General features: G+C 56.3%; 13 protein-coding genes. 6 read left to right on the top strand and 7 right to left on the bottom strand.

Going from position 1 to position 14471, the window contains the following annotated elements; translation table 11 throughout:
- Nucleotides 1-471 precede the first annotated feature (471 nt).
- Nucleotides 472-1743: a chloride channel protein gene (locus tag OB87_RS19275; protein WP_033570982.1), complete on the top strand. Its 1272-nt coding sequence runs from the start codon at nucleotides 472-474 to the stop codon at nucleotides 1741-1743.
- A 43-nt stretch (nucleotides 1744-1786) separates the two neighbouring features.
- On the opposite strand, the gene OB87_RS19270 is transcribed toward OB87_RS19275, so the two are convergent.
- The 6 genes from OB87_RS19270 to OB87_RS19245 all read right to left on the bottom strand — a co-directional run bounded on the left by OB87_RS19270 (nucleotide 1787) and on the right by OB87_RS19245 (nucleotide 7709).
- Nucleotides 1787-3388 (bottom strand): ABC transporter substrate-binding protein, encoded by a 1602-nt coding sequence (locus tag OB87_RS19270; protein ID WP_033570981.1) that lies wholly within the window; start codon nucleotides 3386-3388, stop codon nucleotides 1787-1789.
- A 93-nt stretch (nucleotides 3389-3481) separates the two neighbouring features.
- Nucleotides 3482-4165: an ABC transporter ATP-binding protein gene (locus OB87_RS19265; RefSeq protein ID WP_033570980.1), complete on the bottom strand. Its 684-nt coding sequence runs from the start codon at nucleotides 4163-4165 to the stop codon at nucleotides 3482-3484.
- Complete coding sequence (locus tag OB87_RS19260) at nucleotides 4158-5006, bottom strand: ATP-binding cassette domain-containing protein (protein WP_033570979.1); 849 nt, start codon at nucleotides 5004-5006, stop codon at nucleotides 4158-4160. The genes OB87_RS19265 and OB87_RS19260 overlap by 8 nt, the downstream gene beginning before the upstream one ends.
- Nucleotides 4993-5862: an ABC transporter permease gene (locus tag OB87_RS19255; RefSeq protein WP_033570978.1), complete on the bottom strand. Its 870-nt coding sequence runs from the start codon at nucleotides 5860-5862 to the stop codon at nucleotides 4993-4995. The genes OB87_RS19260 and OB87_RS19255 overlap by 14 nt, the downstream gene beginning before the upstream one ends.
- Nucleotides 5859-6899, bottom strand: a complete 1041-nt coding sequence (locus OB87_RS19250) for an ABC transporter permease (RefSeq protein WP_050515759.1) — start codon at nucleotides 6897-6899, stop codon at nucleotides 5859-5861. The genes OB87_RS19255 and OB87_RS19250 overlap by 4 nt, the downstream gene beginning before the upstream one ends.
- A 132-nt stretch (nucleotides 6900-7031) precedes the next feature.
- A complete protein-coding gene (locus tag OB87_RS19245; protein ID WP_033570977.1) occupies nucleotides 7032-7709 on the bottom strand; it encodes a gamma-glutamylcyclotransferase in 678 nt (225 codons plus the stop codon).
- 552 nt (nucleotides 7710-8261) lie between these two features.
- Between OB87_RS19245 and chaA the strand changes: the two genes are divergently transcribed.
- Both chaA and dauA read left to right on the top strand, forming a co-directional pair.
- The gene (gene chaA, locus OB87_RS19240; RefSeq protein WP_033570976.1) at nucleotides 8262-9362 is read left to right on the top strand and encodes a sodium-potassium/proton antiporter ChaA; all 1101 of its coding nucleotides are present in this window, start codon (nucleotides 8262-8264) and stop codon (nucleotides 9360-9362) included.
- 271 nt (nucleotides 9363-9633) lie between these two features.
- Nucleotides 9634-11352 (top strand): C4-dicarboxylic acid transporter DauA, encoded by a 1719-nt coding sequence (gene dauA, locus OB87_RS19235; protein ID WP_033570983.1) that lies wholly within the window; start codon nucleotides 9634-9636, stop codon nucleotides 11350-11352.
- Between the two features lie 55 nt (nucleotides 11353-11407).
- Here dauA and OB87_RS19230 read toward each other — a convergent pair whose 3' ends face one another.
- Nucleotides 11408-11848, bottom strand: a complete 441-nt coding sequence (locus tag OB87_RS19230; RefSeq protein ID WP_033570975.1) for a hypothetical protein — start codon at nucleotides 11846-11848, stop codon at nucleotides 11408-11410.
- A gap of 240 nt (nucleotides 11849-12088) precedes the next feature.
- Between OB87_RS19230 and rstA the strand changes: the two genes are divergently transcribed.
- The 3 genes from rstA to asr all read left to right on the top strand — a co-directional run.
- A complete protein-coding gene (rstA, locus tag OB87_RS19225) occupies nucleotides 12089-12832 on the top strand; it encodes a two-component system response regulator RstA (protein WP_033570974.1) in 744 nt (247 codons plus the stop codon).
- Entirely contained in the window at nucleotides 12829-14184 is a 1356-nt protein-coding gene (gene rstB, locus OB87_RS19220; protein WP_033570973.1) for a two-component system sensor histidine kinase RstB, read from the top strand. The genes rstA and rstB overlap by 4 nt, the downstream gene beginning before the upstream one ends.
- A 75-nt stretch (nucleotides 14185-14259) precedes the next feature.
- On the top strand, nucleotides 14260-14471 hold a 212-nt coding region (asr, locus tag OB87_RS19215), incomplete at its 3' end, for an acid resistance repetitive basic protein Asr (protein ID WP_033570972.1).

Genomic DNA, 14471 nt, shown 5'->3' with positions numbered 1-14471 from the left:
AAGGGGCGAGGCCCATGAAAATGGGCCGAGTAACGCAGCCAACACACCTGCAACTTGAAGTATGACGGGTATATACCCGTGATCATTCGGGTTACAGGGCAATACACTGCATTGCCCTTCAGCCCTGAGCCGGTCTGGGGCGGGTGCGCAGCCATGCCCCAGTAACGGGAGGATGACGGGAATAATGGTTCTTATTTATTGCTTACACGTCGATTCGAATTAAAAATCCGAAGTAGTAAGAATAGACCACGTTATTTAATCAGCCGGAAATAAATATTGCTGCTGGTTTAAAGCCTATCCCAATAGGTTCTTATTGTTTCCTCCCTTATTTTTACGCATTTCCGTCTTCCCGCTACGCAACTATTTGTCAGCGTCTAATTTGTCAGCGTCGTCTGCGGTGTTGTGACCCACGGTTGAGAGAGAGCCAGTATAATGCGGCAATGCTGCTTTCAAGACCTGACGTGGGCCTGTATGTCCGAAACTATTTCTCAACGTGTTTCCCAACCGATTCGTTTTATCATCGCACTCACGCTAACCGGCGTGCTGTCTGGCCTTGGCGGCATGTTGCTGGCGCTATTGCTCCATGCCATTCAGCATCTGGCCTACGGCTACAGTCTGGACCATGTCATCAGCGAAGAAAGCTTTTTACAGGGCGTGTCGGCGGCGGATCCCGTTCGTCGCTTTGTGGCTTTGCTGGTAGGCGGCGTGGTAGCGGGGCTGGGGTGGTATACGTTATATCGCTACGGCCGCCGACTGGTCAGTATCCCCTCGGCGCTGCAAGCGGAAAAACCGGATATGCCGGTAAAAGAAACCATTATTCACTCGCTACTGCAGATTGTGACTGTCGCATTGGGTTCACCACTGGGGCGGGAAGTCGCGCCACGGGAGCTGGGCGCACTGGCTGCCAATCATCTCAGTCGCGCGCTGCGCATGACCCCAGATGACACCCGTTTGCTGATCGCCTGTGGTGCAGGGGGTGGGCTGGCGGCGGTGTATAACGTCCCGCTGGGCAGTACACTGTTTGTGATTGAAGTATTGCTGGCACGAGTACAGATCAAGACCAGCCTGGCAGCATTGCTGACCTGTTCGCTGGCGGCGTTGGTGGCACGCACCGGGCTGGGTGATGAATACCAGTATCACCTGACGCTTCCGCTCAACGTGTCCAACGATTTAACCGTCTGGGCGCTACTTTCCGGGCCGATATTCGGGGTCGCCGCCTACGGGTTTGTTCGCCTCACCCGCCACGCCCGGCAACAGTCACCGAGAAACGCCCACATTATCATCACCAACCTGCTCAACTTCATCCTGCTGGGGTTGTTGGTGACCATCCTGCCGCAGCTGGCGGGTAACGGCAAAGGTCCAGCGGAACTGAGCTTCACCAGCCAGTTGCCGGTCATGCTGGCATTGCTGCTGTTAGGTGCGAAGGTACTGGTGCAATGGAGCAGTTTGCGCGCTGGCGCACAAGGCGGCTTGCTAACACCGGGTCTGGCCAACGGCGCACTGCTGGCGGTGGCGTTGGGCGGTGTCTGGTCGTGGTTCTTCCCGCACAACCAGCCGGGTGCCTACGCGGTGATAGGCGCGGCAGCGTTTCTGGCGACCTCAATGAAAATGCCGGTGACCAGTCTGGTGTTGATCATGGAGCTGACGCATATCAACAATGACTTCTTCATCCCCATGGCTCTGTGTATCGCTGGTGCGGTCAGCACCAACCTGCTGATTGAACGCGTGACGAGCTCATCCTGATGCGCCATCAATCGTCGTGGCCCAGTCAGGCTGGTAGCGTACCTCAAGGTGAGGCGGGTATATCAGCTTTCACTTTGATGACCTCGTCAAAATAGAGCATCGAATTGGCGATGCTCTGCCGAACGTTCAGTACCGTATTGCGCACCGCCACCAGGCGGTTGCCCTGTAGCATCACCACGAACGGTGAATTGTCCCTGACCGCCTGCTGCAATTGCAGGTAGATATCGCGCCGCATTTGTGGGTCGCGCTGAGCAGCAGCCGCGTTGGTCAACCGGCTTAATTCTGGAATAACCCACCCCAACCGGGTTGCCAACGTAGCGGGGGTATCGGGCTGATTGAGGGCGAACGCAGTGGCATTGCTGCTGGGGTCAATGTAGTCCGGCCCCCAGTAGGTGAATACCGCCTCAAAACGTCCGCGTCGCATACGCGTCCAAAGCTCACTCTCCACCACCGTCTGTACCTCGATACGGATATCGGCACGAGCAAAACTGTCTTGTAGCGCCTGCGCCACCTCGACATAGGGCGGCTGGTTGGCGACCAGCAGCGTAAACTGGCTGCCCGGCGCGATCCCCGCATCATGTAGTATTTCCCGTGCTTTCGCGACATCCAGCCGGAACGGTTTTTCCAACGCTGCGCCGTCAAACCCCTGCGGCAGGAAATTCTGGTGCACCCGAAATTGCCTTTTCAGCAGACGATTAGCAATGCCCTGATAGTCGACCAGCCAGCGCGCCGCCTGCCAGAAAGCAGGTTGGCTCAAAAACGGTGCCGCACTGTTGCGGGTGTTGAACCCCAGATAGTAAATCTTCGCCCCGGAAGCCTGATTCACATTGATGCCAGGCTGATTCTCCAGCGCGCTGAACTGGTCCGCCCCCAGATCGTAGGCCACATCGACGTCGCCCTGTAGCAACAGCAAACGGCGCACGCTCGGGTCCGCGACGTCTTTCAAAATCACCTGCCTCAGCCCGGGCTGGCGACGCGCATAGGGGTTGCTCTCCAGCAGCAATGCCTGCTGCGGCAGATAATGGCGAATCTGATAACTGCCGCTGCCCGCCGAGCGGCTTCTCAGCCACTGATTGCCAAAATCACCGTTGTCGCGGTGGCTTTCCACCAGTTTGCTGTCGACAATCAACGCCACACTGGACGAGAGCAAGCGTAAAACCAGCTCACTGCCAATATCGCTACTCCAGCGTAACTCCAACTGATGATCGTCGATTTTCCGGAACTGCCCATCAATGTTTGTCGACACCCATCCCAGTTCATTCAAAATGAACACCGGCGTTTTATTGAGTTTTACCGCCCGGGTCAGTGAATAGATGACGTCATCGGCCAGCACCGGGTTACCCGAAGCGAAGACGGCGTTGGGGTCAAGGGTAAAAATCAGGCTGTGTCCATCACGCCCTTCGCGCCAGGCAAGCGCTAGGTCAGGATTCAGTTGGGTCGGTTGATTACGATCACTCGCCACCAGCCCCTGATAAAGCGAGGCAAGACAGCTATTGCTGACAGTTTCAAAACTTTCCGCCGGATCAAAACTGATGATGCCACTCAGCGAGATCGCCACCACCAGCGTATTATCCGGCGTCAATGCCTTTACCGGCGGGCTGGCCATCAGGGTCAGCGTCAGCAGAATGGCAAACCATGCCTTCATCGTTTCTATTCCTCGGGATCACTGCATCAGCGCGAGGATCTGTTTACTAGAAATTCGCCTGCGCCGCCAGACGGCAACACAGAAAAATTCTGCTCAGCGGGGTTGCAGCCGCCCTTCCTGTATCCACACCATGCGGTCACACATGTGTGCCATCACATTGCAGTCATGACTGACCATGATAATGGTCAGCTCTTCTGTTTCACGCTGACGATTGAGCAGGTTGAGGATGCGTGCCTGCCCAACCGTGTCCAGCGCCGATGTTGCTTCGTCCAGCAACAGCAATTGAGGGCGCAGCAACAGCGCGCGCAACAGCGCCATTTGCTGGCGTTGCCCACCGGACAGTTGATGAGGGTAGTCATCCAGTAAACGACACGGCAGGCCAACCTGCGCCGCCCCTTGCGAGAGCCGTTCATCGATATCGGTCATCCCCATCAGCCGCAGAGGATCACTCAGGGTTTTACGCAGGCAGTGGCGCGGGTGCAACGACGTGTAAGGGTCCTGAAACACCATTTGCACCTGACGCCGCAACAGCGAATCGAATGGCCGACCGGACGTTACCGACCGTTCAAGTAGCGTCATACTGCCCGACCAGTGAGGGTTAAGCCCCGCGAGCGCCCATAATAGGGAGGATTTTCCGCTGCCGGATGGCCCAGTCAGCCCAAAACACGCGCCTTGTGCCACGTTGAAACTGGCGTTATGTACGACTTCGTGGCGCTGGTAGCCCTGCCAATGGGCCACACTGACTTGTTGCAACATCACCGCTATAGGTTCATGCATCACGCGGCTCCTCCGCGTTGTCTACGGCTGTTGGCAGCACCTGACCGTGGGTATGTTTGCCTGGCCGGGCCTGCCACAAGGCGCGGGTGTATGGGTGTGTCGCATCCGGCAGGTGCGAGGCCGCCAGCTCATCCACCAGTTTCCCCTGCCGCATCACCAGTATCCGGGTGCAATGGTGTACTACTAGCGGCAAATCATGGCTGATCAGCAAAAGCCCCATATGATGTTCGGTCAGCAGGTGATCAAGCAACGACAGCACCTGCACGCGTGTTTCCCGGTCCAGTGCAAAAGTACGCTCATCGATAATCAACAGATCCGGGCGGGTGATCATCGCCATCGCCAGCATGACCCGCTGCGCCATTCCGCCGGAAATCTGGTGGGGGTAGCACGTCAGTACCCCGCTAGACGCCGCCAGACCGACCGCATTAAGGCTCTCCAGCACCCGATCGCGCCTTTCAGCACGCGACAGGCTGGTGTGCAACCGCAGCGGCTCCGCCATTTGCCAGCCGATGGTGCGCATCGGATTGAGCGCGTGCTTTGGCCCCTGCATCACCATCGCCATACGCCGACCACGCCATTGCCGCCATTGCCGCGGACTAAGCTGTAGCAAATCCTGCCCGACCAGCTCAAGCCGGTCAGCTTCCATTCGGCACTCCGGCGGCAGTAACCCCATCAACGCCCAGGCCAGCAGCGACTTGCCTGCACCAGATTCACCAACCAGCGCGACCCGTTCGCGCCGCATACTGAATGAAAGCGGTTGTACCAGCGTTTGTGGGTTCCCACCATGACGCCGAATTGACAGGTTTTTGACCTCAAGCAGCAAAGATTCAGCGTTTGTCATAGCGGGGGTCCAGTCTGTCGCGCAAGGCGCTGCCCAGCAGATTAAAGGTCAGGCTGGTAAGGAAAATCGCCAACCCTGGCATGGTAGCGACCCACCACTGTTCAAGCATCACGCTGCTGCCTTCCGCCACCATCGCTCCCCACTCCGCCATCGGCGGCGGCGCGCCCACACCAAGAAACCCGAGCCCGGCTGCCGCCAGGATCATGTTGCCTGGTGTCATGGCCGCCCGTGTCAGCGCGCCAGGAAGGCACAGCGGCAGTACATGACCGTACATCAGCCGCCATCCGTTGATACCCTGCATCCGGGCGGCTGCCAGAAACTCGCTATTGCGCAGCGCCATGGTTTCGGCCCGCGCCTGACGGGCAAACTGCGGCCAGGCGGTCAACGCCAATGCCAGTGCGCCATGCAACAGCCCCGTCCCCAACACCGCCACCAGCGCCAGCGCAATCACCAGTCCCGGCAGTGCCAGCATGATGTCGGTAAGCCGCATCAGCAGTCGATCGACCCAACCACCGAGATAACCGGCCCCTACCCCTATCAGCAGCCCGATAGGAATGGTGATCACCAGAATCAACGCCACCATGATCAGCGCCGGGCGGGTGCCATAAATCACCCGTGAAAGCAGGTCACGGCCGAAACCGTCGGTCCCCAGCCAGTGTTCCGGACCGGGTGGCTGCAAACGATGCATCACATTTTGGCTATAGGGGTCGAACGGTGCCAGCCAGGGGGCGAACAGTGCCAGCAGCACCAACAACACCAATATCACCATGCAGATATTAACGCTGTTCAGCACTGATGCCTGGCGCAATGAGCGACGCGGCGGACAGTCGCTTGAGTATGCCGGTCCTCGCCTCATCGTGTTCGGGGGTCCAGCAAAAAGATCAACGCATCCGCCAGCGTATTGAGCAGGATGAAGCAGACGCCAATCAGCAACGTCGCCCCCAGCACCGCCGGGATATCAGCCGCAAACAGCGCGGTGGTCAAATAGCGCCCCACGCCCGGCCAGGAGAATACTGTTTCCACCAGTATTGCGCCTTCCAGCAGGCTGGCGTAAGACAGCATCAGCACCGTTACCATCACCGTCTGAATATTAGGCAGGATGTGAAAAAACAGAATACGCAACGGGCTGGCCCCCATCGCGCGGGCCAGTGTCACGTACTCTTTGCCGCACTCTTCCAGAATGGCGGTACGCAACATGCGAGCGATGCTAGCCATCGACACAAACCCCAGCACGCAGGCCGGTAGCCATAAATGCGCCAACGCGTTGCGCAGCATCGCCAAATCGCTTTTCCAGCCGCCCAGCAGAACAAAACCCGTCGGTAACTCCGCCGAGTACTGATAGATATCATCGAACCGTCCCGGCCCTGCGGACCAGTGCAGCACGGCATAAAACAGCAGCAGACTCAGCAGACCGATCCAGAACACGGGCACCGAATAACCCAGCAACGTAATGCCTCGGACCAGATAATCCAGCATTCCGCCAGGTTTCAATGCTGACAGCAGCGCCAGCGTGACACCGCCACTGAACCCAACCACAATCGCACAAGTCGCCAGTTCAAAGGTGGCTGGAAACGTGCGCAATAAATCCTGCAGCACGGGCTGCGCGGTGGTGCGTGAGATGCCGAAATCGCCTTGCAATAACGCGGAGAGATAATGCCAGAATTGCAGCCACATCGGCTGGTCCAGCCCCAATTGCTGACGCACCTGGCTGTAGGTGGCATCACTGGCATGTTCGCCCGCCACAGGCAACGCCTGATCGATCGGTGCCAGATGGGCTAATAGGAAGGTAAAAAGCAACAGACCCAACAACGTCAGGCACAATGAAAGGAAACCACCCAGCACTTTACCGGGACGCGCCGCAGTTCCCCATATCTGTTGATAAAATGGACTCATTGACGAAGGCCTTGTCGCCGGGAAGGCAACCCCAGGTCGTGACACGTTGCCAGCATGGTATCATCACTGTCGCCGGACGGGTATAGACAACCTCAGCCTCATAACGCGACGCCATCAGGCGCACGATTAATGCTACGCCTGACCGGCGGAGGGCCCCTGCTGTAATTCCCGCACCCGCTGTGCTAGCGCGCTCAGGCTTTCATCCGCCATGCCGTAATGTTCCAACTCTTGCTCCAGCGCGAACAGGTACTGAGCATTGGTGCCGAGCGGCCCGCTGGCGCGGGCAATCAGCGGCGCGATACTCTGTATGCAGGTGTCGGTTTCCAGCAACGGATGCTCGGGGTCGGTGACAAACACCAGTGCACTGATCGGCTTACCGCTTTGGCAGCGCAGTTCGCACCATAGCGGCCGGTAACAACCGGTCAGCATTTCACGCTTCCACAGCAGTTCCAGTTCTTCGCGCAAGGTCGCTTCAGGCAGCCGGTAGGCCAGTCCGGTGGTTTCACCACCCGGTTTCAGCCCCAGCATACGGCCAGGCTGACTATGGGTGCCGCGACCAGCCGTCAGACGCAAACAAAAGGTGCGATGCCAACCACTCAATGTCGCCACACAAGTTTCTTCGGCATCAAATACCGGATTCCACATCAGCGAGCCGTAACCGAACACCCAGACCGGGCTTTGGTCAGGGCGGGAAGCCAGCGTACACGCCAGAGACGCCGCTCGCTGCTGAGGGGTCAGCAACAGGGAATCATCAATACGGCCAAACGAGGTTTTACAATCTGCTTTCTGCAAAAAATCACGCGTCAACACTACCCACTGCCCTCACTAAATGTTTCTTACTGCGCGGCTGCATCGCCTCGTCTATTTTGGCCGATCATCAACCCTGTAATCAACGCAGGTATTGTTTATTTCTACGGCAAAATATCGCTAATCTTTATCAGAATTTTGCTAATAGCCCGATGCAATAGTGCGGAAGACATTCACGAACAGTTTCGCTCTGGTGTCATACTGTGCCACGCCCTGGCACTCATGAAAAAATAGCAATCCTGTCTTGTTTTCATATCATTCAGCTCAAAAATAATGACATTAAAAAAGAAAAATCTCGTTAAAACTCAATAAAAACAGTAAACAACAATCACAAATTCCTTTACTATTCATGATATAAAAATCAAATAATGGAAACACTTCGTTAAAACCTGAAAACGAGGATATACGCAGTGTTAAGTAACAATTTTTTGGCTCCGAAGCGGTCGGAGAGGCAGGGAAAATCATCCGGGCAACAGCGCAGCATCACACCAATGCGTCAATCCCCTCGGATGCAATAAAAACGCTTATCTTTAGACGGTATAAGGAGACTCGACCATGCCGACATCCTCCGACGCGGTGAAAACCCGTCACCATGAATACACACTGATCTTTCCGTTGCTGGCGCTGCTGACGCTGACATTGTGGGGCGATACTCGCAGCCTGCCGTTCATGATTGGCATCAACCTGTTGGCATTGGTAGGGATCCTTGCCAGTGCCTTCAGCGTGGTGCGCCACGCCGATGTACTGGCGCATCGTCTGGGCGAGCCCTATGGCTCGTTGATCCTCAGTTTGTCGGTCGTGATTCTGGAAGTCAGTCTGATTTCGGCACTAATGGCGACCGGCGATGCCGCGCCGACACTGATGCGCGACACCCTTTATTCCATCATTATGATCGTCAGCGGCGGTCTGGTCGGCTTCGCCCTGTTATTAGGTGGCCGCAAATTCGCTACCCAGTATGTCAATCTGGGCGGCATCAAACAGTATCTGATGGCTATCTTTCCATTGGCGATACTGGTGCTGGTGTTTCCTGCTGCTCTGCCAGAGGGTAACTTTTCCGTTGCGCAATCCATTATCATCGCACTGATTTCCGCCATGATGTACGGTGTTTTCCTGCTGATTCAAACCCGGACACACCAGAGCCTGTTTGTCTACGAACATGAAGACGACGGCGATGACGACGACCCGCATCACGGCAAACCTTCGGCCCACAGTTCCGCCTGGCACGCCATCTGGCTACTGGTGCATCTGGTGGCGGTAATCGGTGTGACCAAGATGGACTCGCCGCAATTGGAAGGATTACTGGAGGCGATGAACGCACCGTCTCAGTTCACCGGTTTTCTGGTGGCTCTGCTGATTTTGTCACCGGAAGGATTAGGTGCTATCACCGCCGTACTGCGCAACCAGGTACAACGTGCCATGAACCTGTTTTTTGGGTCAGTGTTAGCCACCATTTCGCTGACGGTGCCCGCGGTTACGCTGATCGCCACGCTCACCGGTCGCACACTGGATTTCGCGCTCGATCTGCCACATATCGTGGTGATGCTGTCAGTACTGGTGCTGTGCCACATTTCCTTTTCCACCGGCCGCACCAACGTCCTCAACGGCAGCGCACACCTGGCGCTGTTCGCCGCGTATCTGATGACCATCATGCTGTAATCGCCACGCCGGTATCGTCTTCTGTGATACCGGCAATACGGTGATGGGTACACCAATATTCTCTTCTTGCCTGAAAAAATCCTTTCCGTTGATTTACCGCTGGATCTACGCCAAAAAACAGGCGTATGGTATCGGCTTTGGACTGTGTCCTACCGCGACGGCTGCGCTTTTTGTTTTCGCTTCTCTGGCAACCACCGCAGGCGGCACACGCCCTGGCCGTGACGGGCCGCTGTCGACCCGCCTGTTTTTCATTGTTTGGTTCTTGTTTTCCATGAAATCACACCGAATTAACGGTATCAGACCGTTCAGCGCGCTGATTGAAGCTTGCTGGCGAGAAACCTACACGCTGTCGCGTTTCACTCATGATGTTATTGCCGGGATTACCGTCGGGATCATCGCCATCCCGCTGGCGATGGCGCTGGCTATCGCCAGTGGCGTGCCCCCGCAGTATGGACTTTATACCTCGGCGATTGCCGGGCTGGTTATCGCGCTATGCGGCGGTTCCCGCTACAGCGTTTCCGGCCCCACCGCTGCATTTGTGGTTATTCTTCATCCCGTATCCCAGCAGTTCGGCATCTCCGGGCTACTGGTCGCCACCCTACTCTCCGGCGTATTTTTGCTGTTGATGGGCCTGTGTCGGTTGGGGCGGTTAATTGAATATATTCCACTACCGGTAACGCTTGGGTTTACGTCCGGTATTGCTATCACCATCGCCACCATGCAGGTAAAAGACTTTTTTGGGCTGACCATGGCCACGGTGCCGGAGCACTATGCAGAGAAAGTGGTGGCGCTGGCGCAGGCAATGCCGACTCTGAACATCGGCGATACATTGATCGGCGCGACGACGTTGCTGGTGCTGATAATCTGGCCAAGGTTGGGCATTCGCCTGCCGGGTCACCTTCCGGCACTCCTGGCCGGTACGGCCGTGATGGGCGTCTTGTCATCGTTTTTTCACATCGATGTTGCCACTATCGGATCACGCTTCAGCTACCTGCTGGCCGATGGTAGCCACGGTCAGGGCATCCCGGCGATTCTGCCGCAGTTTTTACTGCCGTGGAACATTCCCGCGCCGGACGGCCACACCATGACGCTGAGCTGGAAAAGCCTGTCTGACCTACTGCCCGCCGCGTTTTCCATGGCGATGCTCGGTGCCATCGAGTCACTGTTATGCGCGGTGGTACTCGACGGCATGACCGGGCGCAAACACCATCCCAGTAGCGAACTGCTCGGCCAGGGCATCGGTAATATGGTGGCACCGTTTTTCGGTGGCATCACGGCTACGGCAGCGATCGCCCGCTCCGCGGCCAACGTGCGGGCTGGCGCGACGTCACCGATCGCCGCGGTGATTCATGCCTTGCTGGTGTTGTTATCTTTGCTGGTGCTGGCTCCCTGGCTCTCTTATTTGCCGCTGTCGGCGATGGCTTCCCTGCTGTTGCTGGTGGCATGGAACATGAGTGAAGCGCACAAGGTTGTCTACCTGCTGCGCCATGCACCGCGTGACGATATTCTCATACTGCTGCTGTGCATGGGATTAACCGTTCTGTTCGATATGGTCATCGCCATTACGGTCGGCATTGTGTTGGCGTCGTTGCTGTTCATGGGCAATGTGGCGCGCATGACACGACTGAGCGAGCTGCCGGGCACACTGGCGGGCCAACGGCTGGTGCTGCGCGTTAATGGCCCGTTGTTTTTTGCCGCCGCGGAGCGCCTGTTTAGTGAGTTGATGGAACGTGCCCAGCCTTACCCGACGATCGTCCTGCAATGGGATGCCGTATCGGTGCTGGATGCAGGCGGCCTTAATGCATTCCGCCATTTTGTGGAATTGCTGCCACCGGAAAAACAGTTGATCATTACCGATATCCCGTTCCAGCCGCTCAAAACACTGGCGCGGGCGAACGTCACACCGATCGCCAACCGGCTGGGTTTCTACGCGACGCTGGAGCAGGCGCTGGCGGAAACCACCCCCGTTCCCGACGAGTTAGCCTCCTGACCTTTCAGCGGATCCCGCGTTATGCGGGGTCCGATTCGGTTCACCTTAGACCTGTTCAGCAAAGCAGCCCGGATGGGGCCGTCGATGTGGCGGAACGTACCGTCAGGCATTCTGCATTCTGACTTAACGTCAACCGATGATCGCGACATGCCTGCGCTATCGCCTGCAACTGTTCGCCGGAGAGTGCATAAGGCAACCGGATATCCAGCTCGGTTACCCCATGCTGGTACGCCAGTGTAATCAGACGGGAAAGGTTGGTTTCATCGCTGGCCTGGGTAGACAGTACCTGCATCGCCAGTTCCAGCAGTTTATCTTTACCAACACGACCAGCAACCACGGGGGACTTGGTCACCATGCCGAAAATCGGCATCACGCCGTACAACGCGTCGACAAAGCGCCAGCGTTTGCGACACAACGCACCAAGATACGCCGTGTAATCAATGCACACGCATTCTCTTTCAGAGGAGCCCGCAGGCCCGGAGTGAGCCTCTTCCATCCTTTTTCTCCTTTCCGTCAACCGACCGTTGGCGTCACGCCATTTCACGTTAACCATTACAACGTAAAAAGGATTAATAAGGTATAGTATCTCTAATAATTGTAGAGCTACCAGGCAAAAGCAGGGACTTTTCTGCTGGCAATGCGATCCAGCGCACCCTACGCTTACGTCGTAGCCGCCCATGCCGTCAGACGGTGTCGGCATGAGCCATAATACGCGTTCTGTTGTGAGTAGGATGTCATGTATAAAGTTGTTTTTATTGAAGATGATCCGGAAGTTGGCAAGTTGATCGCAGCCTATCTGGGCAAACATGATATTGATGTACGTATTGAGTCACGCGGCGACAACGCGCTGGCATTCATCGAAGAACAACAGCCCGACCTGGTGTTGCTGGATATCATGTTACCAGGCAAAGATGGTATGACCATTTGCCGGGAACTACGCCCCCTCTACACCGGCCCCATCGTACTGCTCACCTCGCTTGACAGCGACATGAACCACATTCTGTCGCTGGAAATGGGTGCCGATGACTACATTTTGAAAACCACACCACCAGCGGTGCTACTGGCGCGTTTACGTCTGCATTTTCGTCAGTATGCCGCCGCGCCGCAGCCACCGGTGGAAAAAAGCGCGCCAGTGACAACGCAGGTTCAGGTGCATAAATCATTGCATTTTGGCCTGTTGTGCATCGACCCAGTCAATCGAGACGTTACGCTGGCGGATGAAAACATCGCACTTTCCACGTCGGATTTTGACCTGTTGTGGCTGCTGTCCACCCATGCCGGGCAGATCATGGACCGCGAAGCGCTGCTTAAATCGCTGCGTGGCGTCAGTTACGACGGGATGGACCGCAGTATCGACGTCGCGATTTCGCGCCTGCGTAAGAAGTTGTACGACAACGCACTGGAGCCGGTGCGTATCAAAACCATCCGCAACAAAGGCTATCTGTTCGCCCCTAATGCCTGGGAGACGCTGACGCCATGAAAAAACTGTTTATTCAGTTCTTTCTGTTGCTGTTTGCCAGTTTTTTGGTAATGACCCTGCTGGTAGGGCTGGTGTACAAAGTCACGGCGGAACGTGCCGGTCGCCAGTCGATGGATGACCTGATGAAAAGCTCGTTGTATCTGATCCGCAACGAGCTACGTTCTATTCCACCACGGGAGTGGCACAAAACCATCAACCAGCTGGACCTCAATCTGTCATTCAAGTTACACATTGAGCCAATCAGCAAATACCGACTCAGCACACAGGCGCAACAACGGCTGATTCAGGGGGAAATCGTGGTGCTGGACGACGAGTACACCTTCATCCAGCGCATCCCCCGTAGTCACTATGTACTGGCGGTCGGCCCGATTCCTTATCTGTTCTTCCTGCATGAAATTCGGCTGGTCAACCTGCTGTTTCTGGCGTTGATCGGCCTGTCGCTGGCGTTACCGGTATTCCTGTGGATGCGCCCACATTGGAAGGCGATGCTGCAACTGGAAAGTGCCGCGCAGCGGCTGGGTGACGGCCACCTGGAAGAGCGAACCCATTTTGATAACACCTCCAGCCTGTTCCGCCTCGGCGTGGCCTTCAACCGCATGGCCGACAGCCTCAACCAATTGATTACCAGCAAAAAACAGCTTATCGACAATATCGCCCATGAGCTGCGCACACCGCTGGTCCGGCTACGCTACCGGCTGGCGATGAGTGACAACCTGACCGACGAGGAGCAGGAAGCCATCAACCGTGATGTCAGCCAACTGGAAGCGTTAATCGATGAACTGCTGACCTACGCCCGCCTTGACCGTCCGCAGGTGACACTGCATCTCGAAGAGATCGATCTGTCGCAATGGCTGCACAAGCGAATCGAGGATTTTCGGCTGGTGAACGACGATAAAAACATCGAGCTGGATGTTACCGGTGATAATAACTTCGGTTACGTGGACCTGCGCCTAATGGAGCGGGTATTGAATAATCTGGTCAATAACGGCTTGCGTTTCTGTCAGCATCGCCTGCGGGTAGGGCTAACGCTCGACCAGCATACCGCCTACCTACAGGTGGAGGATGACGGGCCGGGCATTGCGCCAGAAGACCGCGCTCATATCTTCGACCCCTTCGTCCGGTTGGAAGCCGGTATCGAAAATAGCAGCGGTGGATGCGGCCTGGGGCTGGCGATTGTTCATGCCATCGTCCGCGCTTATAACGGCACAATCGAGGTAGACAGCAGCCCATTAGGCGGCGCACGCTTCCTGTTCCGCTGGCCAATTATCGAGCACAAACCCTCATCAAATTCTTCGTCTGCAAACCTTGTACAAACCGTTACACGCGGAAACCAAACACTCACAGATCGCTAGCGTATGTTCCCCTATTCTTCAGTCATCGGCCCACCCTGGGGTTCGAATTGTGAACTGGATAATGAGGAAGTTACGATGAATAAATTTTTAGTGATGATCGCAGGTGCGGCTCTGGGTCTGTCCTCTGTAGCTTTCGCAGCGGGTACGCCTGCTCCGGCAGCTGCTCCGGCCACTACTGCTACAACGACTACCGCAGCTAAAGCTGACACCACCAAAAAACCGGTGAAAAAAGTTGAGAAGAAAAAAGCTCAGCAGAAAGCCCAGGCAGCTAAAAAACACAAAAAAGT

The organism is Dickeya undicola (genome assembly GCF_000784735.1).
GTDB lineage: Bacteria > Pseudomonadota > Gammaproteobacteria > Enterobacterales > Enterobacteriaceae > Dickeya > Dickeya undicola.
Note: the sequence above shows the minus strand (reverse complement) of the source record. Positions and strands in the feature narration are given on the sequence as shown.